General features: G+C 63.7%; 21 protein-coding genes and 1 pseudogene. 9 read left to right on the forward strand and 13 right to left on the reverse strand.

Annotated features, from left to right (window positions below):
* A pseudogene (locus WBQ44_RS01810) lies at nucleotides 1-186 on the forward strand (ABC transporter ATP-binding protein); the annotation flags it as partial.
* Between the two features lie 99 nt (nucleotides 187-285).
* Nucleotides 286-1,002 carry a DUF998 domain-containing protein gene (locus WBQ44_RS01815; RefSeq protein WP_495565028.1) on the forward strand — a complete coding sequence of 239 codons (717 nt, stop codon included), beginning with the start codon at nucleotides 286-288 and terminating at the stop codon, nucleotides 1,000-1,002.
* Here the strand turns inward: WBQ44_RS01815 and WBQ44_RS01820 are convergent.
* The gene (locus WBQ44_RS01820) at nucleotides 972-1,508 is read right to left on the reverse strand and encodes a CGNR zinc finger domain-containing protein (RefSeq protein WP_495565029.1); all 537 of its coding nucleotides are present in this window, start codon (nucleotides 1,506-1,508) and stop codon (nucleotides 972-974) included. The genes WBQ44_RS01815 and WBQ44_RS01820 overlap by 31 nt on opposite strands.
* A 39-nt stretch (nucleotides 1,509-1,547) precedes the next feature.
* Between WBQ44_RS01820 and WBQ44_RS01825 the strand changes: the two genes are divergently transcribed.
* The 3 genes from WBQ44_RS01825 (at nucleotide 1,548) to WBQ44_RS01835 (ending at nucleotide 4,040) form a co-directional block, all read left to right on the forward strand.
* A complete protein-coding gene (locus WBQ44_RS01825) occupies nucleotides 1,548-2,510 on the forward strand; it encodes an EamA family transporter (RefSeq protein ID WP_495565030.1) in 963 nt (320 codons plus the stop codon).
* A 42-nt stretch (nucleotides 2,511-2,552) separates the two neighbouring features.
* Complete coding sequence (locus WBQ44_RS01830) at nucleotides 2,553-3,587, forward strand: SMP-30/gluconolactonase/LRE family protein (RefSeq protein WP_495565031.1); 1,035 nt, start codon at nucleotides 2,553-2,555, stop codon at nucleotides 3,585-3,587.
* A gap of 93 nt (nucleotides 3,588-3,680) precedes the next feature.
* The gene (locus WBQ44_RS01835; protein ID WP_495565032.1) at nucleotides 3,681-4,040 is read left to right on the forward strand and encodes a VOC family protein; all 360 of its coding nucleotides are present in this window, start codon (nucleotides 3,681-3,683) and stop codon (nucleotides 4,038-4,040) included.
* A 55-nt stretch (nucleotides 4,041-4,095) separates the two neighbouring features.
* Here the strand turns inward: WBQ44_RS01835 and WBQ44_RS01840 are convergent, their stop codons facing one another.
* From WBQ44_RS01840 to WBQ44_RS01860, 5 genes are all read right to left on the reverse strand, one after another.
* Nucleotides 4,096-4,581: an SRPBCC family protein gene (locus WBQ44_RS01840; RefSeq protein ID WP_495565033.1), complete on the reverse strand. Its 486-nt coding sequence runs from the start codon at nucleotides 4,579-4,581 to the stop codon at nucleotides 4,096-4,098.
* Nucleotides 4,578-4,925, reverse strand: a complete 348-nt coding sequence (locus WBQ44_RS01845; RefSeq protein WP_495565034.1) for an ArsR/SmtB family transcription factor — start codon at nucleotides 4,923-4,925, stop codon at nucleotides 4,578-4,580. Before WBQ44_RS01845 ends, WBQ44_RS01840 begins: the two co-directional genes overlap by 4 nt.
* An 11-nt stretch (nucleotides 4,926-4,936) precedes the next feature.
* Nucleotides 4,937-5,224, reverse strand: a complete 288-nt coding sequence (locus WBQ44_RS01850) for an SRPBCC domain-containing protein (RefSeq protein WP_495565035.1) — start codon at nucleotides 5,222-5,224, stop codon at nucleotides 4,937-4,939.
* Complete coding sequence (locus WBQ44_RS01855; protein WP_495565036.1) at nucleotides 5,221-5,556, reverse strand: ArsR/SmtB family transcription factor; 336 nt, start codon at nucleotides 5,554-5,556, stop codon at nucleotides 5,221-5,223. Before WBQ44_RS01855 ends, WBQ44_RS01850 begins: the two co-directional genes overlap by 4 nt.
* A gap of 61 nt (nucleotides 5,557-5,617) precedes the next feature.
* Nucleotides 5,618-6,850 (reverse strand): DUF2786 domain-containing protein, encoded by a 1,233-nt coding sequence (locus WBQ44_RS01860; protein WP_495565037.1) that lies wholly within the window; start codon nucleotides 6,848-6,850, stop codon nucleotides 5,618-5,620.
* Between the two features lie 160 nt (nucleotides 6,851-7,010).
* Here WBQ44_RS01860 and WBQ44_RS01865 point away from each other — a divergent pair, with 160 nt between their 5' ends.
* Nucleotides 7,011-7,859, forward strand: coding sequence for an aldo/keto reductase (locus WBQ44_RS01865; RefSeq protein ID WP_495565038.1), 849 nt, complete (start codon nucleotides 7,011-7,013; stop codon nucleotides 7,857-7,859).
* Nucleotides 7,860-7,953: 94 nt separating this feature from the next.
* Here the strand turns inward: WBQ44_RS01865 and WBQ44_RS01870 are convergent, their stop codons facing one another.
* Nucleotides 7,954-9,504, reverse strand: coding sequence for an FAD-dependent oxidoreductase (locus WBQ44_RS01870; RefSeq protein WP_495565039.1), 1,551 nt, complete (start codon nucleotides 9,502-9,504; stop codon nucleotides 7,954-7,956).
* 51 nt (nucleotides 9,505-9,555) lie between these two features.
* Nucleotides 9,556-10,572 (reverse strand): AurF N-oxygenase family protein, encoded by a 1,017-nt coding sequence (locus tag WBQ44_RS01875; RefSeq protein ID WP_495565040.1) that lies wholly within the window; start codon nucleotides 10,570-10,572, stop codon nucleotides 9,556-9,558.
* Nucleotides 10,573-10,775: 203 nt separating this feature from the next.
* On the opposite strand from WBQ44_RS01875, the gene WBQ44_RS01880 reads away from it, so the two are divergent.
* Nucleotides 10,776-11,714, forward strand: a complete 939-nt coding sequence (locus tag WBQ44_RS01880) for an ADP-ribosylglycohydrolase family protein (protein WP_495565041.1) — start codon at nucleotides 10,776-10,778, stop codon at nucleotides 11,712-11,714.
* 36 nt (nucleotides 11,715-11,750) lie between these two features.
* Here WBQ44_RS01880 and WBQ44_RS01885 read toward each other — a convergent pair whose 3' ends face one another.
* The 5 genes from WBQ44_RS01885 to WBQ44_RS01905 form a co-directional block, all read right to left on the reverse strand.
* Nucleotides 11,751-12,437, reverse strand: coding sequence for an NUDIX hydrolase (locus WBQ44_RS01885; RefSeq protein ID WP_495565046.1), 687 nt, complete (start codon nucleotides 12,435-12,437; stop codon nucleotides 11,751-11,753).
* A gap of 31 nt (nucleotides 12,438-12,468) precedes the next feature.
* Nucleotides 12,469-13,797, reverse strand: coding sequence for a TY-Chap domain-containing protein (locus tag WBQ44_RS01890; protein ID WP_495565047.1), 1,329 nt, complete (start codon nucleotides 13,795-13,797; stop codon nucleotides 12,469-12,471).
* Between the two features lie 109 nt (nucleotides 13,798-13,906).
* A complete protein-coding gene (locus WBQ44_RS01895) occupies nucleotides 13,907-14,635 on the reverse strand; it encodes an excalibur calcium-binding domain-containing protein (RefSeq protein WP_495565042.1) in 729 nt (242 codons plus the stop codon).
* Nucleotides 14,636-14,804: 169 nt separating this feature from the next.
* Nucleotides 14,805-15,917: a hypothetical protein gene (locus WBQ44_RS01900; protein ID WP_495565043.1), complete on the reverse strand. Its 1,113-nt coding sequence runs from the start codon at nucleotides 15,915-15,917 to the stop codon at nucleotides 14,805-14,807.
* A 103-nt stretch (nucleotides 15,918-16,020) separates the two neighbouring features.
* Nucleotides 16,021-17,436 carry a dicarboxylate/amino acid:cation symporter gene (locus tag WBQ44_RS01905; protein ID WP_495565044.1) on the reverse strand — a complete coding sequence of 472 codons (1,416 nt, stop codon included), beginning with the start codon at nucleotides 17,434-17,436 and terminating at the stop codon, nucleotides 16,021-16,023.
* Nucleotides 17,437-17,746: 310 nt separating this feature from the next.
* On the opposite strand from WBQ44_RS01905, the gene recC reads away from it, so the two are divergent.
* Both recC and WBQ44_RS01915 read left to right on the forward strand, forming a co-directional pair.
* Complete coding sequence (recC, locus tag WBQ44_RS01910) at nucleotides 17,747-21,019, forward strand: exodeoxyribonuclease V subunit gamma (protein WP_495565048.1); 3,273 nt, start codon at nucleotides 17,747-17,749, stop codon at nucleotides 21,017-21,019.
* The coding region (locus WBQ44_RS01915; protein ID WP_495565045.1) for a UvrD-helicase domain-containing protein at nucleotides 21,016-22,741 on the forward strand (1,726 nt) is incomplete at its 3' end. The genes recC and WBQ44_RS01915, both read left to right, overlap by 4 nt.

Consider the following 22,741-nt stretch of genomic DNA (forward strand, 5'->3'; position numbering starts at 1 on the left):
GACGAGCCCACCAACCACCTCGACCTACAGAGCACTCAAGTGCTCGAACGCGCTCTACAGGCCTTCCCCGGGGCCGTGATCATCGTCAGCCACGACCGGTTCTTCGTCGAGAAAGTCGCGTTCCGGCAGCTGTCCTTCGACGGACACGGCGGAGTGCGGGAAATCGCCGGAGTGCAGATGGCGTAACGCCGTGTTCCAAAAATGTTGTTCCAACATCACTTTTGATGCACGGGTGGCGGAGCCGCCTGTGCCCGCCGAACGTGCAACTTCGGGCACAGTGGACGAGTGACACCACACGACCCGAAGTCGCCGAGACTCGCAACATGGGGACTTGCCGCAATTGCCGTCGGAGCACTCGTCGTCCTTTTCTTGGACGTTCACACCGCTCTGGGGAACGCTGCCCACTTGCGGCGCACCATCAGCGAATACGGATTGGGCGCAGGCCAATGGGTGTTCACCATCGGGGTGTTACTGCTGGCCCTCGGGTCCGCGGCTACGACGACGTCGGCCGTGAGAAGTGGTTTGGCAACCGCCAGGTCGACAGCGGTCGTTGGGCTGGCGACATGGACCGTCGGGTTGATCGCCGTTGTCATTGTGCCGAAACAGGATTGGAGTGGTGATGCCACGCTGGGCATCGGTGGTGCGGTTCACCGATTCGGCGCCGCGGCTGCCTTCGTCGGTATTCCCATCGGTTTGCTCGCTTTGACGATTCCGTGGCTGCGCCGCGGCGAGTGGAAAGAGCGTGCGCGCAGCACGGTAGCTCTGACCCTGGTGGCAGTGCTCTCCTCGACGCCGATCGTGTACGCATTGATTGTGGGCGCGACCAGCTCGACGCCGTGGTACCGGGCGGTGACGCTCGGCTACGTCGAGCGCCTTCTCGTCGTCGCCGAGGTCGTCGCCCTTCTGTCATTCGCCGTGTGGACCCGCGCGGCGGAACGGATCGTCGTTCGACCACCGACCGGACCGTTTCGTCAGTCGGATTTGCCCTTCCTCGCGCGGTAGGCAGCCACGGCCACTCGGTTTCCGCACGCAGCGCTGCAGAACCGCCGCGAGCGATTGCGGGAGAGATCGAGAACGATTCCCTCGCAGTCGGCTGCGCAGATACTCAGCCGAGCGAATTCGTCGGCGCGGATGACGTCGATCATGGCCATCGCAGTTTCGACGGCAATACGATCGGCCAACGGACGATCATCACCGACGGCGTGGAGATGCCAGTCGGTATCGCCGTGCCGGACGAGGCGGGGGAGCGCCTGCGCGTCGGCCAAGATCCGGTTGACGATGTCGACCGCCGCGTCGCGGTCGCTGGTCAGAAGCTCGCGCAGGAGTGGGCGCAGATTGCGAACCGCGTCGAGCTCGTTTCGGTCGCCGTCGAACCGACCCGTGTAACCCTGATCGACGAAGAACGTGGCGAGCTGTTCTGTCGTGACGAGCGTGTCCGGATCTTCGTCGGAGTTCACGAGGGCAACGGCTGCGACGAGCCCGCCTTCTGTGTCATGGGCAAAAACCATGTTGACACCTTACCTCTGCCATGCCTAGTGTCATGACTCATGACCCCCGTGACTCATGACATCACCGATCAGTGTCCGTCGAGGCTGGCGTCGGGACTCGCGCTCGCAGCGCTCTCGGCGACCGCCTTCGGACTGTCCGGTCCGTTCGCGAAGAGTCTCCTGGACGCAGGGTGGACAGCCGGTGCAGCCGTCACCGCCCGCATTTTGATCGCCGCAACCGTCCTGATCGTGCCGGGCGTGCTGTCCCTGCGTGGACGCTGGCACCTTCTCGGTCGCAATGTCGGGGTCATCACGGCGTACGGGGCCATCGCCGTCGCGGGGTGTCAGCTCGCCTATTTCAACGCCGTCGGATATATGCCGGTCGGGGTCGCCCTCTTGATCGAGTTCACGTCGCCGGTCGCGGTCATCGGGTGGCTGTGGTTGCGACACAAGCAACGTCCGACGATGAAGACTGTCGTCGGTGCCGCAGTAGCCGCAGCCGGCCTGATCCTCGTGCTCGATCTGATCTCCGGCGCGTCGATCGACCCCGTCGGTGTCATGTGGGCGCTCGGGGCGATGGCAGGCGCCGCCGTCTACTGGATCATGTCCGCGGACGAAAGCAACGGGCTGCCGCCGCTGGCTCTGGCTGCCGGCGGACTGCTGTGCGGAGGCTTCATTCTCCTGGTGGCCGGAGCCGTCGGTATCGTGCCCTTCGGCGCATCCACCGCCGATGTCGTTCTCGCCGACGTGTCCTTGCCCTGGTGGGTTTCGGTGGTCGGACTCGGAGTGATCACTGCGGCACTCGCCTACGTGTGCGGCATCGCCGCCAGCCGACGACTCGGATCCAGGCTGGCGTCCTTCGTCGGACTCACCGAAGTGCTGTCGGCGCTGATCTTCGCGTGGCTGCTCCTCGGAGAAACTCCGCGCACCATCCAGATCGGGGGAGGGGTGCTGATCCTGCTGGGCGTGATCGTCGTGCGTCTGGGCGAGCCACGGATCACCGCTCCGGCCGAGGTGCAGTGAGCTCGACCTGGGATTATCCGGACATATGGAACACTCGATGAGGTGACTCGTCGACCGTTCGTCCTGCCCGCTGTCGCAGCAACAGCGCTTCTCGTCGCTGCGTGTGGATCCTCCTCCGACACCGCATCGGACGCGACGACCACGTCGCAATCGACTGCTGCGTCGACCACCGAGAACGCCACGTCTTCGCCTGGTTCGGAGAGCCGCGCCGAGAAATACATTCTCCCGGGCATTGGAGTGTTCCCCGAAGGCGTCACCGCGGACGACGACACGTTCTTCGTCACGGCAACCGGTGACGGAGCAATCTTTCGAGGGACGCTCGGAACGCCGGAACTCGAGGTGTTCTCTCCGGGCGGGTCCGACGGTAGGACAGGGGCTGCGGGCATCGATGTCTCCGACGACGACGATCTGAACAGACTCGTCGTCGCAGGCGGTGCCACCGGGAAGGTATGGATCTACGACAGCACCACGGGCGCACTGGTCGGGACCTTCACCAACGGGTTGGGGGAGGAAGCAACGTTCCTGAACGACGTCGTGATCGCCGACAACGGCGATGTTTTCGTCACCGACTCGCGTAATCCGACGCTGTTCCGCATTCCTGCCGATCAGGTGCGCAGCGGCGCACCAAACGGATCGCTGGAGCCATTCGTGAACTTCGAGGGCACGCCGTTCATATACGGCCAAGGCTTCAATGCCAACGGTATCGTGGAGGTCGACGATACGAATGCGCTCATCGTCGCGCAGTCGTCGACCGGGAATCTCTATCGAGTGCAACGCGATTCGAAAGCTGTCACGCAGGTCGATCTGGGCGGCGCCACAGTGCTCAACGCCGACGGTCTGGAGTTGGACGACGGCACCCTCTACGTCGTTCGCAACCGTGACGGGTTGATTTCACGAGTCGACCTGTCCGAGGACGGGGCCAGGGGCCGCATCGGCGCCGATATCACCGATTCATCTTTCGCGTACCCGACGACCGTTGCCGCCACCGAGGACCGGCTGCTCGTCGTCAACAGCCAGTTCGACAAGCGCGGGGAAAGTCCAGTCGAGCCGTTCACGGTCAGTTCAATCCCGCAATAGCCCGCGGCTGCACCCGATCTCGCCCGCCACTCGATCTGCGCTGCACTCGATACAGCTGCACTCGATACAGTTGCGCTCGATACAGTTGCGACCATGTCGAATAACAAGCACCACCGAATTGATTACGTCGAGCTGTCGGTCACCGACCTCGCAATTGCTCGAGCCTTCTACTCGCGCGCGTTCGGGTGGGAATTCAACGAATACGGTCCGATGTATGCGGGCATCGTCGGGGCCGACGGCGGAGAAGTGGGCGGTTTGGCCGTGACCGAGGCACCTGCACCCGTCGGTGGACCGTTGGTGCTGCTCTACTCCGATGACCTCGATGCCACTGTTGATGCCGTTCGGGCGGCAGGTGGGACGATCGTCAATGGTCCCTACGCTTTTCCGGGTGGTCGACGCTTTCACTTCTCCGATCCGAGCGGCAACGAACTGGGTGTGTGGGCTACGTCGTGACGCACGCGTGGGGGTGGCCGATATCGATTGGCCATCCGGCACGGGGCTTGCGGAGTCAGTCGGCGATGATCGCGTCGATCTGACCCATCGCTTGCGTCATGCCCTCTTCCATTCCCATCTCGATCATCTTCTGCATTTGTTCGGCATTCTCGAACGTGGACTTCGATGTCATTCGGGTACGCCCATCCAGATCCTCCAGCGTCACGTGGCATCGAGTGGAACCCAGGTGAGAAACCGGTTCCCAACTTTCGTCAGCGAAGCCGTCGTCGAAAACGAGTGATGTCGGGGCGTCGATGGTGTCGATGGCCCACCAGCCGCGAGCCTTCGCACCGTCGGGAGCGGTCATGTAATAGTGCGCTTTTCCGCCTTCGACAAAGTCGTGCCGGTCGAATGTGGCGGGCCACGTCGGTGGGCCCCACCACCGCTCGAGCTGACGGGGATCCTCCCAGATCTGCCATACGCGCTCGATCTTCGCGTCGAATTCCGCGACGATCGTGAAACTCAACGCCGCGACGTCGCTGTCGGTACTGATCACAGTCATGATGGTTCTCCCTGATCTTCGGTGAGAATGTCGGCGATCCGGTCGACGCGCTGCCGCCAGATCTTCTCGTATTCGTCCAGTAGAGCGCGGGCACTTCTGATGCCGCTCAACTGGATTCGCACGATCTGCTCCCGTCCGCGCTTCTCTTTCGTGACGACGGCAGCGCGTTCCAACATCGCGACGTGCTTCTGTACCGCCGCGAAGCTCATGGTGTAGCGCGCGGCCAAACTCGACACCGAATGCTCCTCGACGAGAACCCTGCTCACGATGTCACGCCGGGTGGTGTCTGCGAACGCCTGGAAGAGCCGATCGAGTTCGAAGTCTGCCTGCTGATCTACAACCATGTGGTTGTACGTTACGACTCTTCCTGTTCGTCGTCAAGACCCTCGACGAATTCGCCTGCGCCTGCGCTGATCTCGGTCGTGAAGGCCCCGCCTGCGCGTAGGTCGAGTTCGACGACCCGTGCCCGCGACGGACTGGGCACCCACCTCTGCTCGAGCTGCGAAGGTGTCGTCCACGCAGCCCATACAACCGATTTCGGAGCCTCGATGAGGCGGGTGACGGTGAGGTCGAGAGAGGCAAGGTCGGGCGAAGTGGCGTTTGGCGAGGTGAGGTCGAGCGACGGTCCGGTTGTCTGGGTCATGACTGGTTCTCCTGTTCGGTGACAAAATTTTCCAGGCGGTCGGTGTGCTGTTCCCACATCGCTCGATGGCGTTGTAGCCAGTCGTCGACGACGGAGAACGGGGTGGTGTCGAGTGCGCAGATGCGGACGCGACCGGTCTTCCGGGTGCTGATCCAGCCGGATTGTTCGAGCATTCGGACGTGTTTCATGAAGGACGGAAGTGCCATGTCGAACGGCCCCGCGAGCTCGCTGACGCTCGCGGGGCCAGTGCTGAGTCGGTCGATGACTGCGCGACGTGTCGGGTCGGACAGGGTGGCGAAGACGGTATCGAGCCGGTTCGGATACTGAGCCATAAGGAAAAGTATCAAGCCAGGACGGTTAGCGCAGGGGCTAAGTAAGATGCGACTCCGTCTGCTATTTGTCGAGTCGTTCTCGCCCGCCCGTGAGATCGGCGAGCTCGGCGGCGGCGCGTCCGCGGCCCAATCCGCTTCGGTCGGAGACGCTGACCCGAGTGGAGCGAAGATCGGGGTAAAGGTCTCGGAACACGGACGAGACGGCCTTGTCACGCTCGGCCAGAATTGGGACGAGGGAACTGCCGTAGGTCTGCCCGGCCGACTGATCGGCTCGTACTTTGGCCTCGGCAAGCCGCTCGCTGATTCGCCAGGCGTACCCGAGTAGGAAGGCCCGCCTGAAGCCGCGCGAACGCGAGTGACGGTCGGTGCCTGCCTCGGAGAGAGCATGACTCGACTGCACCAGAAGCGACGTGTACAGCAGCTCGCACAGGTCCAGGTCCACCGCCATTCCGGTAACGCTGACAAGGCCCAGCTTGCTGTAGAACACCGTCTTCGCGCCGTTGGACACGGCTACGCCCGCAAGCAAGTGATACTTCGCGTCCGCATACGGGTTGTCCAGCGTCAGTCTTCTGGTGACAACGTCGGCGCCCAACTCGCGACCTTCGGTGGACGCCAGCACCGCGTTGTCGATCGCGTACCGCGTCATCAACTCCTGCGCTTTCGAGGAGAAGGCTTCTGCCTCGGCCCCGAACGTTGTCGACTCGGCCTTGGACAGCAAGCCCCGGATCTTGTTCAGCACCTTGACGTCCGCGTGTTGCGGTCCTGCCTCGACAGGGCCGATTCCCCACCGAGACGGAGGAGGTGCGATGACTGTGAGCGTCGGCAATCGTCGCAGTACTGCGAGCACACGGAACAGCGATGACCAGAACACGCGCGAGTCTGCTGTATTCGTTCGCCGCGACCGAACGACATCAGCACCCGGATCGATATCCAGCTCGATCAGTTGAGCCCGCCACCCGGCCGGCGCGGCGGACAGGGCCCGCGTACGCAGCGAATGAGCGCCGAGGAGTCCAACCAGCATTCGACTGCACGGCTTGTCCAGGCGACGCATCGCGACATGCAGCAGTTCCACCGGCTGCCAACCTCGCTCGAACACCCCGTCCAAGGACGTCCCGGCAAACGTGACGCACCTGCGGTCCAAAGCCGGTATGGACCCGCTCGATTCGATCTCGATCACGTGATCGACGAATGAATCGAGTGCGCGGCCGTTGGTCAGCGAATCGATGGCCAGCGCAATACCGGACATCATCAGCGTGTCGATGTCGACAACGCGATTCGGTCGAAAATCGTTCATGTTTCCCCTCGTCGAGTAACGGTGGACTGCCGGTGAGGGGGACCGGCGTCTCTGTCGAGGAACTTTGTATCAACAGGGTCCGACAGGCACGGCGTGTAGATCCCGTCGCCCCGGGTAACCAGCCGTCGAACTCGACCAGCGAACGGAGATGACAACACTCGTGAGCGTTGTACCCACCATCACTTTGAACAACGGCCAGATCATCCCACAATTGGGTTTCGGGGTATTCCAGATCGAACCCGGCGACACCGCGGAAGCCGTGAAAACGGCCCTGAACGTCGGTTACCGACACATCGACACCGCCGAAATGTACGGCAACGAGAAAGAGGTCGGACAAGGCATTCGAGACGCAGGGGTTGCGCGATCCGACGTGTTCGTCACCAGCAAGCTGAACAACGGGTACCACGAACCGGACGACGCGCGCCGTGCATTCGATCGAACGCTGCAGGACCTCGGCACCGACTACGTAGACCTGTTCTTGATCCACTGGCCACTGCCGACCAGGTACGACGGCGACTTCGTCTCCACCTGGAAAACGTTGGAAGAATTCGCAGCAGACGGCCGAGCTCGCAGCATCGGCGTCTCGAACTTTCAGCCTGCTCATCTGGAACGCCTCATCGCGGAATGCGATACGGTGCCCGCGGTCAATCAGATCGAAGTGCATCCCTACTTCGCCAACGAAGAGGCCCGACTCTACAGCCGCGACAACGCAATTGCGGTAGAAGCATGGTCTCCCATCGCTCAGGGCAAAGTTCTCGACGATCCGACCATCGAGAGGATTGCGTCCGCTACGGGAAAGTCGACCGCGCAGGTCGTACTCCGCTGGCACATACAGCGCGGCGACATCATATTTCCGAAATCCGTCACGCCCGATCGCGTCGAGGCGAACTTCGACATCTTCGATTTCGAATTGAGCGAGGACGACGTCGCCGCGATCACCGCGCTCGATCAGGGTGAAGAGGGCAGAACCGGCGGAAACCCCGACACGTTCGACCTGATTCCGGACTGATCCACAGGATTTGGACTGATCCGCAGTGTGAAGAATCCCCGTACGCATGACGCGTACGGGGATTCTTCTATACCGTTTTCCGGTCCGGTGTGGCTCAGGAGCGCCGCCGCAGCCAGGAGCGCCGCGGCTCGGAGCCGACTGCGATATCGGGCAATCGACCGGCGTTGAAATCGTCGACCAAGTTGTTCACCGTGCCCTGCGCGCAGGACTTGTTGGTGCCGATGAATCCAGAAGGGCCACGTTTGATCCACCCCGTCACGTACGCGCCGCGGACGACTGTGCCGCCCGGGGTATCGAGTACCCGCCCGTCTTCGTTCGGTATGACCCCCCGAATTTCGTCGAACGGGACGTCGGGTAACGCAACACCGCGGTAGCCGATCGAGGTGAGAATCAACCCGGCGTCGATGGTTTCGACTTCGCCGGAAGCGATACTGATCACCGCGCCGGTGCTGTCGGTCTGAAGATCCATACGATCGAACTCGATGCCCGTGACGGAGGTGTCGCCGAGGATGCGAGTGGGCGACAGCATGTAACGCAACACGATTCGCTTGTTGCCACTCCCGGTGTTGTCGTCGACTCGGTCGAGAAGCCGGAGCTTTTGAGCGACGGCGTGCGGGAGTGTGTCCTGCCGCGAGCGCTGGGCGCTCTCGTCGTCCAACACGAACTCGTCGTGGTGTAGCGACACATCGACTCCGGGCGTTTCCAGCAAGCCCGCGAATTCGGGAACCGTGAATGCCGACTGCGTAATACCTCGACGCCCAACCACCACGACTTCTTCGATGTTCGACGCACGAAGGGCTTGCAGAACGTGGTCCGGCACGTTGGTGCCCACCAAGCGTTCGGGGTCGATGGTCAGGATTCGAGCAACGTCGAGAGCGACGTTGCCGTTGCCCACCACGACAGCCCGCTTGTGCGAGAGGTCGTAGGTGCGGTGTGCGTGATCCGGATGACCGTTGTACCAGGCGACGAAATCGGTAGCGGACGTTCGTCCAGGCAGGTCCGCGCCGGGAACGGTCAATTCGCGGTCGCGAGACGCGCCCACCGCATAGACGACCGCGTGGTGATCGCGCAGAAGCTCACCGTGCGTGATGTCCTTACCGACCTCGACTCCGAGGTGGAACTCGAATCCGGGCTGCGCAGCTATCTGCTCGAACAACCGCGAGACCTGACGCGTCTTCTCGTGGTCCGGCGCGACCCCGAGCCAGGCAAGGCCGTGTGGGCGTGGAAGACGATCGTAGACGTCGACCCGCACGTTCGGCTGAGTCAGCAGTTCGTCCGCCGCGTACATGGCAGACGGACCGGATCCGACGATGGCAACGCGAAGCGGCTGACGTTCCCTCGACACGAGCGGCGCAGGAGTCACCGGCGCGAGAAGCGGCCTCTTCGGTCGTTCCTGCTTGTAGAAATCGGAGTTGATGGTCAAGAACGGAAGCTGCGCATCCGTCAGCTTCGCCTGCGGGACAATGGCGTCGACGGGACAGGCCGAGACGCAGGCACCACAATCGACACAGGACTGCGGGTCGATGTGCAGCATCTCCGCGGTCAGGAAGTCCGGCTCGTCGGGAGTTGGATGTATGCAGTTGACGGGACACGCGTACACGCATGACGCGTCGCTACAACAACTTTGGGTGACAACGTGAGGCATGACGATTCCTGACGGCAGAGATACAGCAGTGCGCTGGAGGTGACGAGGTGATCAGGCGGCGAGCTGGCTGGAACTGCGGTCCGGCTCGCTGCGGAAACGCGAAGCCTTACCGTCGATTCCGCACAGTTTCCAGACGAGCTTCGCGGCGCGGTTCATCATGCCGGTATCGGTGGCGAGCATGCGCACGTCGCCGAAGTAATCCTGCAACGTGTGCTGCGCTTCCTCGGTGCCCCAGAACAAATCGTCCTTCACCTGCTTCGGGATGTCGAACTTCTGCCAGAACCGCTTTGGCGGAATCACGATGACGTCGCACAGGATGCGCATCGTGACCGGGAAGGCGAGCGAGAGGAAGAAACGGCCGACCTTGGACATCTTCGGCACCCGACGACGAAGCAGCTGGTGCGCGAACGAGATGTGACGAGCTTCCTCGGCCACGTGAATTGCCATGACGCTCTTCATGATCGGATGTACGTCATCGCCCGAGCGCAGAATGGACTTCTGAATGTGGTCGATGGGCTCCTCGCCGGCGAGGACGCCGACGAAGAAGAGCTCGGGCAGAAGCGTCGCGAACAACGGGATGATGGGCGAGAGCAGCTTCATCGGACGGCTCATGCCGGGTGCGTCGGCGTCGACGCGATTGACCATTTCCTGGAACATCAGGGTGTGGTTGCACTCTTCGATGGATTCGTGGGTGCAGTAGCGGGCCTCGGCCGAGCCGTTGGGCAGCGAGAACACGTACTGCATCATGCCGCGGATCAAAATGTTCTCGAACTGGAGTCCGACCTTCGCGACGTTGGCCTGGCGCCACATTCCGATGGCGATCTGGCGGTCTTCCGGCAATGCCTGGTACCAGGGATGGCTGCCGATCGGATCCGTCTTCGACGGAAGAATCCACCGGCGGTCGCCTGGAGTGACCGCGAACTCGGGGGACTCCCAGTCGATGTCCACGTACGGGTCGAAGTGCTTGTGCACCGAGCCCTCGGACAACAGCTTCAGCGTCTCGTTGTACTGCTCGGTTTCAGCGTCGGTGTCGACCCCGCGCGTCCGATGTTCCGACGTCATGGTCATCACTTCTCCCTACGTGGTGCGAACATAAAGTAAATGTAACTCGAAGTATCAGCAAATGGAAGCCGATTGCTTTCCCTTTCTGAAATACGCGCTCGAGCTGCGGGAATGGGTGTCAGCAGTTGCTTTGTCGGATACCGAGTTGGTCGTGTCGTTAGCGCGTAATTGCGCTAAGGTACGCGTACATTCGATGGAAAGAGACGTGCATGTACCTGAACGCGCAACAACTGAACCGAGCGGCGGGCGTACTACTGGGAACCGCGGCGGGCGACGCTCTCGGCGCCGGCTACGAGTTCACTCACCCGGAGGCGGGCACCGTGGTCGACATGATCGGCGGTGGGCCCTTCGACTGGGCGCCGGGGGAGTGGACCGACGACACATCGATGGCCGCCTCGGTGGCACTGGCTGCCCGCGACGTGCGCGACGTCGGATCACCTGCCGGCCTGGACGCGATCGCTGCCCGCTTCATCGACTGGTACGACACGAACCCAGCAGACATCGGCAACCAAACCCGCTCCGTCCTCGGCTACAGAAGCACGTCCGCCGCCGATATGACCAGGCGAGCCGGCGAACTCAGAGGCAGAACCGGCGGGAATGGCTCTCTGATGCGAACAGCCCCGGTCGCGCTGAGTTACCTGAGTGACGCTTCCAAATGCGTCGCTGCCGCCGACGCGATCAGCGCCCTCACCCATTCCGACCCGAGGGCCGGAGAAGCCTGCCGCATGTGGTCGTTCGCCATCCGACACGCTGTACTGACCGGAACCTTCGACGGCGTTCGTTCGTGGCTCGACATCGAAGAGGAAGCCGCACAGTACTGGCGACCCGTGATCGAGGCTGCGGAAACGGGAGGGCCGGAAGACTTCCCCAACAACGGTTGGGTCGTTCACGCACTCCAGACCGCGTGGTGGGCGATCGTCCGCGCCGACCAGAGCGACCCCGACCACCTCGTCCAGGCATTGGAACTATGCGTCCTCGCAGGCGGTGACACCGACACGACCGCGGCCATCGCCGGGGGACTGCTCGGTGCACGCTGGGGTGCAGCGTCGATCCCCGATCGATGGCGCACGATGCTGCACGGCTACCCGGCATCGACAGGAGACGACCTGGTCGCGATCGCAGTCGACATCGTCGAGGCTGCGGTATGACCATCATCGATATCGTGGTCGGCGGCGGCTGCTGGCCTAGAGGGCGTCGGCGCGAGCGGTGCGAAACACCGCAGCCGAAGACGCGGGCAGCCGTGCCTTCGGAGCGCGACGATACAACTCGGCGGGACGACCGCCGCCGATCACCGATGTCTGCCCGGTCCCGACGAGTGCGGGGCTCACGTGTCGGCGAAATGTGTCTTTAGGGACCTCGTGGCCGAACACCACGTGGTACACCTTGCGCAACTCGAGCAGCGTGAACGTCCCACCCAGAAACCCGGCAGGATCGATGCGGTCGGCGTAGCGCCGACGAAGGTCTTCTACCGACAGGGTGACCATCGCGCCGTGGTCGAAAGCCAACGTCGCTGCGGGGCTGCCGTCGGACACCAGGACCGTGTCGGCGGATTCATCTAGCTCTTCTCCGGGCACCGCAGCACCATGCGCCATGGATAGAACCCACCCCCGATCGTCACGGTCGGGTGCGTCGAACATACCGATCTGATGAAACTCGAGGCCTGTGATGCCGGCCTTCACTCGGAGCGCGCGTTCGGCCGCTTCCGCCAGACGCTCGCCCGGGTGGAGGAATGTACCGGGGAGAGCCGGGCCACGGGGTGACTGCACGACGACCACGTGCAGTGCGTCGGCGCGAAGGGTGAGAACAGAGACGTCCACGGCAACCGAAGGGCGCGGGTAATCGGCCAACGCTGCGCCGCTACCTACCTGCACTGTCACCGATTCAGCTTAGCGCGGTGCTGATCTATTCTGTGGCTGCTCGTGCATCGAACAATGCGGGCTCGTCGTGCACCTCGAACAACCCGATCTGCTCGGCGCGCTGCCGACAACGGACAACCGGTCGGGGTCGCGCTGACCGCTCGAGACTCACAACCACGTCGTCCCACGCGGCCGCAAAGGTGTCACACAAAACTGCGGCACGCAGACGCCGCTCGTCGCCCAGCCGATGGGCATGGTCGCGAAACCGTTCGGCGGACATTCGCGCACGTTCGATCAGCTCGGCCACATCCTGCAACCGACACAATGCTTCCACCGTGGCGGTGTCGACGGGACCTCCGGTCAGCTCGCACGCAGCCCGCAATGTTCCGAGCGTGCCACCGTCGTCGGACCACGTGACCTTGGGTAGTGGGTCGTCGTGTGGATGACCGGGATCGAAGACCGTGCCGCCCAGCTCCGAAGCTAAAACCGCATAGACCCGGTCTACGAACAGGCCGAGGCGGTAGACCAAGAACGTCAATGTGCGTGGAACGAAGGTTCGAGTGTCGACCGTGATACCCGCGAAGAGCTGTCCTCCGGCGACCACGAAAGTGATGTTCCGCCACCGTGTGTGGAGCCAGGAAAGTTTGCGTGTGAGCGTCGGTGACGACTCGACTCCGCTCGCCACGGGGACGTGCAGGCGAACCTCGGACGCATCGTGCCCGAAACACACGTGCAGCGGAAGAGAAAACCTGTGAACCGCGATGTCGCCGTTGTCTTCTGCCGCGTGCCCTAGGCCGACGCCGCTACCAAGAGCATGAAGCACGAGAACCCGCAGATGGTCGAGATCCAGGGGAACCACTGCCGTGGTGTCCGGCCGAGGCCGATCTGCGGCAGTGCGAAACTGCCTGCCGCTCCCACCGACGGCATCAGCGGCAAGGAATGCCGGATGGGCCACGTGCCACACGGTGCGGAATGCCTCGACGACGCACCTCGCGATATCGGCGGCGTCCAACCGGCTCCGCACCATCTTGCGGCTGACGATCTGCCCGCGCGCTGTCCAGTCGGCCGGCGTCTGCCAACCAAGGTCGACGAGTGCGGCGTCATCACCCACGGCCGGCTCGATGCCCTCGTACAGGTAGTCGTCGAGTACGGCAGTAGAGACGATATCGTCGTCGAACACCGATCCGAGCTCGATCCACGGTGTCTCGCCATCGCCTCGGCTGATGCCGGTTTCGGCTGTGATTCTCAGCGTTTCACCGTCCGGCATCTCGGTTACGAACGCGGCGAGGTCCTCTCGATACGAGGTCCACGCGGTCTCGATGTGGGCGCCGAGATCGTCGCTGTCCTTGTGCAGATCGTCGCTGTTGTCGTTCAGGGCGGCACCTTCGAAGAGAGTTGGCCTCGGCGGCGGGCGGCGTCGTTGCCCGTCGATTTCACGAAGCTAGCCACGGGGTCCGACACATTTTCGGCGATTGCCGTGCCTTTCAGTTCTCGCAGGCAACCCCGTCGCCGTCGCGGTCCAGCTTCGAGCTGTAGCCGGGTTCTCCCGCATACAACGGAGCGGCTCCTGCGGAACGGACGGCCGAACAGTTGTCATAGAACACCGACAAAGGCGCTTCTGGAATGACGGGCACGACAGCTGCCGGGGGCACGTACGCCTGCTCGGGTTCGGCGATGAACACGGGAACAGGCGCAGGGACGTACGGGAGGGTCGTAGTCGGCGGCGGGGCGTAGACGGTCACCGCCGTCGGGACAGCCGCATCGGTCTCCACCGGCGCTGCGGACGTCGTGGGAGGCCCAGTCGTAGTGGTGGGTGTCGTAGTGGTGGGTGTCATAGTGGTGGTGGTCGATCGGACGGTCGTAGGGGACACTTCGGCGATGGACGGTGCGGCGAAAGCAGCGGGTGCAGACGCCGGATCCGGGGTGGGTGTCGTCAGGCCGAACGCGATCAGCGCGGGAAGGGTCGCCAGCGCCGGCGTCGCCCACACGAGCCGCCCGCGGGACGGCTTGCCGAACAAATAGAGAATGCCGGCGGCCGCTGCGCACAGGCCGAGGACCATGCCGGTGATCGAGAAGTCCGCCAGTGATCCGAGCAGAATCACCAGGCCGAGAACCAGCGCGGACCAGCCGACAACTTTTCCGAACAAGGGGCGTGGCCGTTCGGGGCGCTCGGCGCCGGGAAAGACATATGGCTGTGAAAACGGGTCGGTCATGGTTCGGTCCTCGAATCGACGTGCGAGCGCGAATTGAGCCCCACTCGTCACGAGGAACGTAGCGAGGGGCTCGAAGCGGGTCGACTATCGCGGACTGGTTCACGAGGCGGTCGAAACGCTGTATGACGATCACAGTGTCGGTCGACCCGCTCGGATCGTTACACGCCGGTCAGAGCGCCTGCAGCGGGTCCTCGTCGCCGAAGGGCTCGGCGGCGATCACGCCCGCGAGGACAGCGCGCCGCAGAGGAGCCGGAACTTCGAGTGCGTCGTCGATCTGCACCAGAATGCCTTGATCCTGCAATGAACGAACGCGGTAATCGATCAGTTGGGCAGTACGCAAATCTTCGTCTTCGAGGCCCTCGTAGTCTTCCTCCGCGTTGTCGATGGGCAGGTCGTCCGTCATCGCGGCAAGGAGAGTTTGGACGGCGAACGTGTTGGCCAAGCCCATCGAGATGTCGACGTCCATCGAGCTGAGCTGATGGCGAATGTGTTGGCTGACGAGGTTGCGAAGGACGTCGACCGACATCGAGGCGAAATCATCGACGGCAGGGCCGGGAGTGACGTCCGTGCCGTCCGATCGGAGAACGTCGGCGGCAAAAGCCGCAGCCCAATGGTCGAGCACAACGGTGTCCACCGGTTCTGCATCGTGGTCGTGGTCGTGGTCGTCGGCCAATGCCCGCGCCAGTTCGGGAATGTCGGCCACCACCACTCCGGTCCCGACACGTTCGACGAGGGCCTCGAGACCGCCGACGATGGGCAGCGCCGACAGTGCTGCCGACTCGGCGCGATAGGTAATCTCCGGGAGTTCGATGTCCGCGGGGTCGAGTACGTCGGGGTCGTCGTTGACGAAGTCGGTGAGATCTTCCATGCAATGGGAAAAGTCTTCGTCGGACCCGGTCCAGGCGTCGGTCTCGTCGAGAAAGGTGAGGAACTCGAGAAGCGTCACAACCATGTTGGTTGCTGCGGCGCCGCCGTGGTCGGGATCGGAATCCTCGATCCGCTCCGCCGCGTCGACGACGAAGTGGGCATCGTTCGGCGTCCAGGACGTGACGACGAAGTCGGTGTTCGCGCGACCGATCTGATGGAGCGTGGTTCTCACCAGTCCCACTATTCTTTCGGCGTGTTCGGCCATCTCTTGTTCGGCCAGCCACTCCGTGAACTGCTCGAGAAGGTCCTCCGGAACAACGACGGGGCGGGCTGCCGACGACTGTTGACGCCGCTGACGTGCCTTCGTCTTCTCCGCGCGCTTCTGTCCTCGGCTTGCAGGCCCCTTTGATCCCATGCGTTTGAGCCTAACGGCACGGCAGCGACGCACCCACGGGCCGGTGAACCGGACGAGTGAGGACGTCGCTGCCGTAGGCGGAGGGGACCGCGAGTCGTGGTGCCTATTCGGCCAACTGGCGTTCGCGGTCGCTCGTCGGATCGATGTCCTCGTCGTCGCTGAACGGGTCGCCGTTGCGGGGACTGTTGTATCGGGCTTCGTCGAGAATGCCCTCTCGCTTGGCGACGATGGTCGGTACGAGAGCCTGTCCGGTGACGTTGACGGCCGTACGGCCCATGTCGACGATCGGCTCCACGGCGAGAAGCAGTCCGACTCCGGCCAGCGGCAGGCCGAGGGTCGACAGCGTCAGTGTGAGCATGACGGTCGCTCCCGTGGTGCCCGCTGTTGCTGCGGAGCCGATGACCGAGACGACCACGATCAACAGGTAGTCGGTGAATGTCAGTGAGACGCCGTAGAACTGGGCGACGAAGATGGCCGCGATGGCGGGATAGATCGCGGCGCAACCATCCATCTTGGTGGTTGCACCCAGCGGAACGGCGAACGATGCGTATTCGCGCGGCACCCCGAGGTTGCGCTCGGTGACGCGTTCGGTGAGGGGCAGGGTGCCGATCGACGACCGAGAAACGAATCCCAGCTGCGTGGCGGGCCACACGCCGGAGAAGAACTGCCGAACCGAAAGTCCGTGCAGGCGAACAATGGTGGGGTAGACGACGAAGAATACGATGGCCAGGCCCACGTAGATGGACACGGTGAACACGCCGAGAGACCCGATCGCGTCCCAGCCGTATGTGGCGACGGCATTGGCGATCAACGCGGCCGTACCGATCGGCGCAAGCCTGATGATCCACCACAGCACTTTCTGCACGATCGCAAGCAGAGATGCGTTGAAGGTCAAGAACGGTTCGGCCTTCTCCCCGATCTTCAGTGCGGCGATACCGATTGCGGCTGCCACGACGAGGAGCTGCAGGATGTTGAAGCTGAGCGACGTGGTGGCGCTACTGGCGAAGCCGTCGCCTGCGGCTTCCGTGGTAACCGACGTCTTGGAGCCGAGAGCGAGGAAGTTGTTCGGGACCAGTCCGGTGAGGAACGACCACCACGAGCCCACACTGCTCGGATCTTTTGCGGACGTGGCTTCGACACCGGTTCGAGCGCCTGGTTGTGCCACCAACCCGATCACGATGCCGATGATCACGGCCACGAAAGCGGTGATCGCGAACCAGAGCAGTGTCTGGACGGCGAGGCGCGCCGCGTTGGCCACCTGGCGGAGGTTTGCTATCGAACTGACGATGGCAGTGAACACCAGGGGCACGACAGCCACCGTCAGAAGTTTGACGTAGCTCGAGCCGATGGTCGCGACCGTCCCCACCAGCCAATTTTCGTTACCGTCGGCCGCATCCGGCATCGACCGAGCGATCAGGCCCAGAACGACGCCGAGAACGAGGCCGGCAACGATCTGAGGCCCGAACGACGTGGCCCATGCGGGCACACGAGAAGAACGGGTAGCGCTGGGCGCAGACATGGGTATGCCTTTCGAGAAGAGAAAGTGAACGAGGGATGCCCTCGAATCAGAAGGGGTGACACCGAGTCGAATCGGTCACCGACAGATAGCACTCGCCTGCAGACGTAGGTCGACGTAGCGTCGACTGGTCAGAAGTGGCATCACCTGTCGAAGGCTACTCCCAGCGTCTCGACGCGTTTCGCAGGCCACCTCGTCCGGTCGAGCGCAGCGACGACTGTGCCGTCGAACCGAAGACCCGTACCGGTGTCGGAGCGCCCTTGTAGGGTCGTTCCCGTCCGCTCGACGAGTATCCGTGAAGGAGTGTCACTTGGTGCTCAGAGTGCATCGCGCGAGCCGCACCAGTGTTCTGGCATCGGCGCTGGCGGGCGTCATGTCGACGCCACTCGCAGATCCGTTCGCTCCCGAGATCGTCTCGGTTCCGGCCAGGGGCGTCGAACGCTGGTTGACGCAACGGCTCTCGCAATCACTCGGCGCTACCCGCGGTGACGGCATCTCGGCCAACGTCGAATTCCCGTCACCGACTCAGCTCGTCGACGACGCTCTGGCGGCCGCGGCGGGGATCGACGCGGCGGATGACCCGTGGTCGAGCGGGAAGCTGCTCTGGACAACGCTCGCCGTCGTCGACGATTCGATGGACGAGCCCTGGGGTGCCGTGGTGGCGAAGCATCTCGATCATGGCCGAGGAGATCAGCGTGCGGGGCGAAGATGGTCCACGGCTGCCCATCTGACCGAACTGTTTCGACGCTACGGCGCTGACCGCCCGCAGATGCTCGTCGACTGGTGGAACGACGTCGACAGCGATGGGATGGGCGGCGACGTACCGAGCGATCTGCGCTGGCAGGCGCATCTGTGGCGAGCTGTACACGAGCGTGTCGGTTGCCCGAGCCCGGCCGAGCGGCTGGTCCACAGCTGTGACGCGATTCGAGCCTCGCCCGATCTGCTCGGGCTGCCGAACCGCCTGTCGATCTTCGGTGCAACCCGCCTCACCGCCGACCAACTGCAAGTTCTGGCCGCGATCGCGGAGCACCGCGACGTACACTTCTGGCTCCCGCACGCCAGCGCGGAGATGTGGCGAACTCGGATCGACCTGGGGACTGTTGTGCGCCGCTCGCGGGATCCGTCCGTGGTGGCTATCTCACACCCCTTGTTGGCGAGCTTGGGGCGCGACATACGGGAATTGCAGTCTCGGCTGCTTGCCCTCGACGTCGAGACAGTCGACCGCGCCGAACCCGAAGTGTTCGATTCGCCCACCCTTCTCGGCCGTGTGCAAGCCGATCTCGCGGCGGCCCGCGAACCGTCGCAGTCGGCGCAGCCCGACGGAACCATCAGCGTGCACGCTTGTCACGGTGCGCCGCGCCAGGTGGAAGTACTTCGCGAAGCCCTTCTGCACCTTTTCGACGACGACCCCACCCTCGAGCCGCGCGACGTCCTCGTCATGTGTCCCGATGTCGAGACGTACGCCCCGCTGATCCGCGCGACTTTCGGGCAGGGCACGCTCGACCACCCCGGCCACTCGTTGCGCGTCCGATTGGCAGACCGCGGTCTGCGACAGACCAATTCGTTGCTCGCAGTCATGGCGACGGTCCTCGAGCTGGCCGTCGGCAGGGTCACTGCCAGCCAGGTACTTGACCTCGTTGCAACCGAGCCGGTCCGGCTGCGGTTCGGATTCACCGACGACGATCTCGAACGGCTGAGGGAATGGACGCTTACCTCCGGGGCCCGGTGGGGCATCAATTCTCGTCAACGCGAGAGCTACGGCCTCGGTGATTTCAGGCAGAACACGTTCAACACGGCGCTCGACCGCCTACTCCTCGGTGTGACGGCGGACGAGAGCGCTCACGCGTGGCTCGATCTGGCGCTCCCCGTCGACGATGTCGACAGTAACGACATCGACCTCACGGGGCGAGTCGCCGAGTTCGTCGACCGCCTTGCCGCGGTCGTCCGCGACCTACAGGGACCGGCGACTGCCGAAGACTGGCGCCGTGTACTCGTCCGAGCTCTCGACCTGCTCGCCGAGGTCTCGCAGACCGACGCATGGCAACGCGCACAAGCTCATCGAGAGATCTCGGCGGCGCTGCAGCACGGCGGCGGGACCGTGCTCCGCCTCGCCGACGTACGTGCCATGCTCGCCCGCGCCCTCCATGGACGGCCGTCTCGCGCGAATTTCCGGACCGGCGACCTGACCGTCTGCACGATGGTGCCCATGCGATCGGTACCACACCGCGTCGTAGTGTTGCTCGGTCTCGACGACGACGTGTTTCCGCGAACCGGGGGCGTCGACGGCGACGACGTGCTGGCACGCGAACCCGCGCCCGGAGAACGTGATGTTCGCAGCGAGGACCGACAGTTGCTGTTGGACGCCGTGATGTCGGCAGGGGAGAAGCTGCTCCTGTTCTACACGGGCGCGGACCCCGTCAGCGGCGTGACGAAGCCACCTGCGATTCCCCTCAGCGAATTGCTGGACGTCGTTCGCGTCACCGCGGGCGCAGATATCGTCGTTGCGCATCCACTGCAACCGTTCGATGTGCGTAACTTCCGATCTGATGAACCGTTCAGTTACGACACTGCGGCGCTGGACGGTGCGCGTGCGAGTCAACGCGACCCCACGCCGTCGCCCGTGCTGTTGCCGACCGCGCTACCGCCGAGGCGAGGAACGGACATCTCGTTGAACGACCTCGTCGCGTTCTTCGAGCACCCTGTCGCTGCCTTCCTCAAACAACGCCTGGGAGTGCGGATTCCCGAGATCGACGACGACGGCGCGGACTCCCTCGACATCACCCTCGACGGTCTTCGGAAGTGGGACGTCGGTGACCGCATGCTCGCAGAGTTGTTGAACGGTACCGAGCTCGGCGACTTCAAGGCGGCCGAGTGGCGCAGGGGGACGCTACCGCCGTTCCATCTCGGAACCAGACAACTGGAGGACATCGTCGACGGCGTCGACACCATCTACGACGCATCGCGCGAGGTGCACAGCGGAACCCCTGAAGTGCTGGATATTTCCGTCGATACCGGGGACGGCCACAGGCTGACGGGGACGGTCACCGGCATACACGGCAACACCGTCGCCCGGACTTCGTATTCACGCTTGGCGCCCAAACATCGTATGGCGCAGTGGATTCGGCTTCTTGCTGTTGCTTCCCAGGACGCTGGACGCCCATGGCAGGCCGTTACGACGGGGCGTGGAGTGGGGCACAGTCCGCTTCGATCCACCATCACCGCGCCGGAAGACGCGCTCACCAGGCTGAGGGATTTGATCAAGCTTCGCAACCTGGGACTCGATGCTCCGCTGCCTGTGATGCCCAGCGTGTCGGCGACCTACGCCGAACGCCGCTGTGCCGGTTCCAAGGCGGCGGATGCTTGGCACGATGCAGAGGAGAAGTGGTCCGGAAGGTTCGGCGACAGCGTCGACCGGAGTGTGGTCTACCTGCTGGGCGAGTCCGCTCCGTTGAGCGCTCTCACCGAGGGGCTGTGGAACACTCCCAGAAAGGGCTTGCCGGACAGCGGAAACGAGACTCAGTTCGAAGTCCTAGCCTGCGCGTTGTGGCGCCCGCTGCTGGACTCCGAGGACGTGAGACGGCCGTGACCGACTTCGATCTCTACGGCCCGCTTCCCACCGGCACCACGGTGCTCGAAGCGAGCGCGGGAACCGGCAAGACCTACGCCATCGTCGGCTTGGCCACGAGATATGTCGCCGAAGGTGTGGCCGACATATCGCAGCTGCTGCTGGTGACGTTCTCGCGAGCGGCAACGCGCGAGCTTCGAGACCGCACGCGGGCCCGATTCCGCTCGGTAGCAGCCGGATTGGCGTCACCGGCGGCACGAGATCACGAGGACGAGCTCATCCGATTCCTCGCCGCTGTCGACGAGAAAGAAGTCATCGAGCGCCGAGCGCGTCTGATACAGGCGCTGTCCGACTTCGACGCCGGCACCATTGCAACCACCCACAGTTTCTGCCAGCGCATGCTGGAGAGCCTCGGCCTTGCAGGTGAACACGAACCGAACGCGACCCTCGTGGAATCGGTCGAAGACCTGACCACCGAGGTCGTGGACGACATCTACCTCCGACGGTATGCGCGTGCCGATGTCGACCCGCCTCTCACTCCCAACGAAGCCCGTGAGATCGTGCGCGCGGCGGTGGGGGACCGACAGGCCGTGCTGGCGCCCGAAGATGACGACAATCCCGTTGTCGCCCACCGTGTGGAATTCGCGACCGAAGCGCGCGAGGAGGTGCAGCGGCGCAAACGGATTGCCGGCATCCGAGACTTCGACGACCTCCTCGGCATTCTTCACGGGGTTCTCACCGACCCTGATCGAGGCGATTTTGCCTGCGCGCGAGTAGGGCAGCAGTTCAGGGTCGTCCTCGTCGACGAGTTTCAGGACACCGACCCACTGCAGTGGGACATTCTTTCGCGCGCATTCCACGGGAAGTCCACCCTGCTTCTGGTGGGCGACCCGAAACAAGCCATCTACGCATTTCGCGGGGCCGAGGTACTCAGTTACCTCGACGCGGTCGGCGTCGCGGACGGGCAACGCGAACTCGCCACCAACTGGCGAAGCGATGCGGGGGTACTCACAGCGCTCGAAAACGTTTACGGGGGTGCGGCGTTGGGCCACGAGAATATCGTCGCCCATCGCGTGGCGGCAACACACGAGTACAGCCGGCTGAGCGACGGTAAGCCGCTGCGGCTGCGCTACCTCTCGCGTCGAGGCGCTGGACCCTTGAACAGATCGGGTTTTCCTGCGGTCGGCAGGCTGCGCCACAACGTTGCCGACGACCTGGCCTCCGATATTGCCGAGCTGGTGGCCGGCGACACCACCATTCGAATCGACGGCGTCGAGCGCCGCGTAGAGCCCGGGGACATCGCCGTGCTGGTGCGGGTCAACACGCAGGTATCGCTGGTGCGTGACGCTCTCGATCGAGCCGGCATTGCGTCGGTGTTGGCCGGCGGGTCGAGTGTGTTCGAGACGCCGAGTGCAACCCAGTGGCTGTGGTTCCTGCAAGCCCTCGAGCAACCACACCGCGCCGACCGGGCACGAATAGCGGCGTTGACACCTCTCCTCGGAATGACCGCAGCGCAATTGGATGCCGGGGGCGACGACGCGGCTGCCGATTTGAGCAGTCGGCTACGCGACTTCGGGATCCTCTTCGACCGCGCCGGATTTGCCGCGGTGTTCGAAAAGCTTTCGGGCGGAACGCGACTCGAAGCCCGCATGCTCGCGCATCAGGCAGGGGAGAGGCACCTCACCGACCTCAGGCACGTCGCGCAACTCCTGAACCGGGTCGCCGTCGAGGAGTCTCTCGGGG

Source organism: Rhodococcus sp. (in: high G+C Gram-positive bacteria) (genome assembly GCF_049591685.1).
Taxonomy (GTDB): Bacteria; Actinomycetota; Actinomycetes; order Mycobacteriales; family Mycobacteriaceae; genus Rhodococcoides.

Coding starts and splice junctions, on each gene's coding strand:
- WBQ44_RS01855 (WP_495565036.1), bottom strand. CDS start 5,556: ATGGCTCAGTATCCGAACCGGCTCGATACCGTCTTCGCCACCCTGTCC.
- WBQ44_RS01820 (WP_495565029.1), bottom strand. CDS start 1,508: ATGGTTTTTGCCCATGACACAGAAGGCGGGCTCGTCGCAGCCGTTGCC.
- WBQ44_RS01840 (WP_495565033.1), bottom strand. CDS start 4,581: ATGACTGTGATCAGTACCGACAGCGACGTCGCGGCGTTGAGTTTCACG.
- WBQ44_RS01835 (WP_495565032.1), top strand. CDS start 3,681: ATGTCGAATAACAAGCACCACCGAATTGATTACGTCGAGCTGTCGGTC.
- WBQ44_RS01825 (WP_495565030.1), top strand. CDS start 1,548: ATGACCCCCGTGACTCATGACATCACCGATCAGTGTCCGTCGAGGCTG.
- WBQ44_RS01880 (WP_495565041.1), top strand. CDS start 10,776: ATGTACCTGAACGCGCAACAACTGAACCGAGCGGCGGGCGTACTACTG.
- WBQ44_RS01875 (WP_495565040.1), bottom strand. CDS start 10,572: ATGACCATGACGTCGGAACATCGGACGCGCGGGGTCGACACCGACGCT.
- WBQ44_RS01900 (WP_495565043.1), bottom strand. CDS start 15,917: ATGGGATCAAAGGGGCCTGCAAGCCGAGGACAGAAGCGCGCGGAGAAG.
- WBQ44_RS01850 (WP_495565035.1), bottom strand. CDS start 5,224: ATGACCCAGACAACCGGACCGTCGCTCGACCTCACCTCGCCAAACGCC.
- WBQ44_RS01905 (WP_495565044.1), bottom strand. CDS start 17,436: ATGTCTGCGCCCAGCGCTACCCGTTCTTCTCGTGTGCCCGCATGGGCC.
- WBQ44_RS01895 (WP_495565042.1), bottom strand. CDS start 14,635: ATGACCGACCCGTTTTCACAGCCATATGTCTTTCCCGGCGCCGAGCGC.
- WBQ44_RS01870 (WP_495565039.1), bottom strand. CDS start 9,504: ATGCCTCACGTTGTCACCCAAAGTTGTTGTAGCGACGCGTCATGCGTG.
- WBQ44_RS01860 (WP_495565037.1), bottom strand. CDS start 6,850: ATGAACGATTTTCGACCGAATCGCGTTGTCGACATCGACACGCTGATG.
- WBQ44_RS01845 (WP_495565034.1), bottom strand. CDS start 4,925: ATGGTTGTAGATCAGCAGGCAGACTTCGAACTCGATCGGCTCTTCCAG.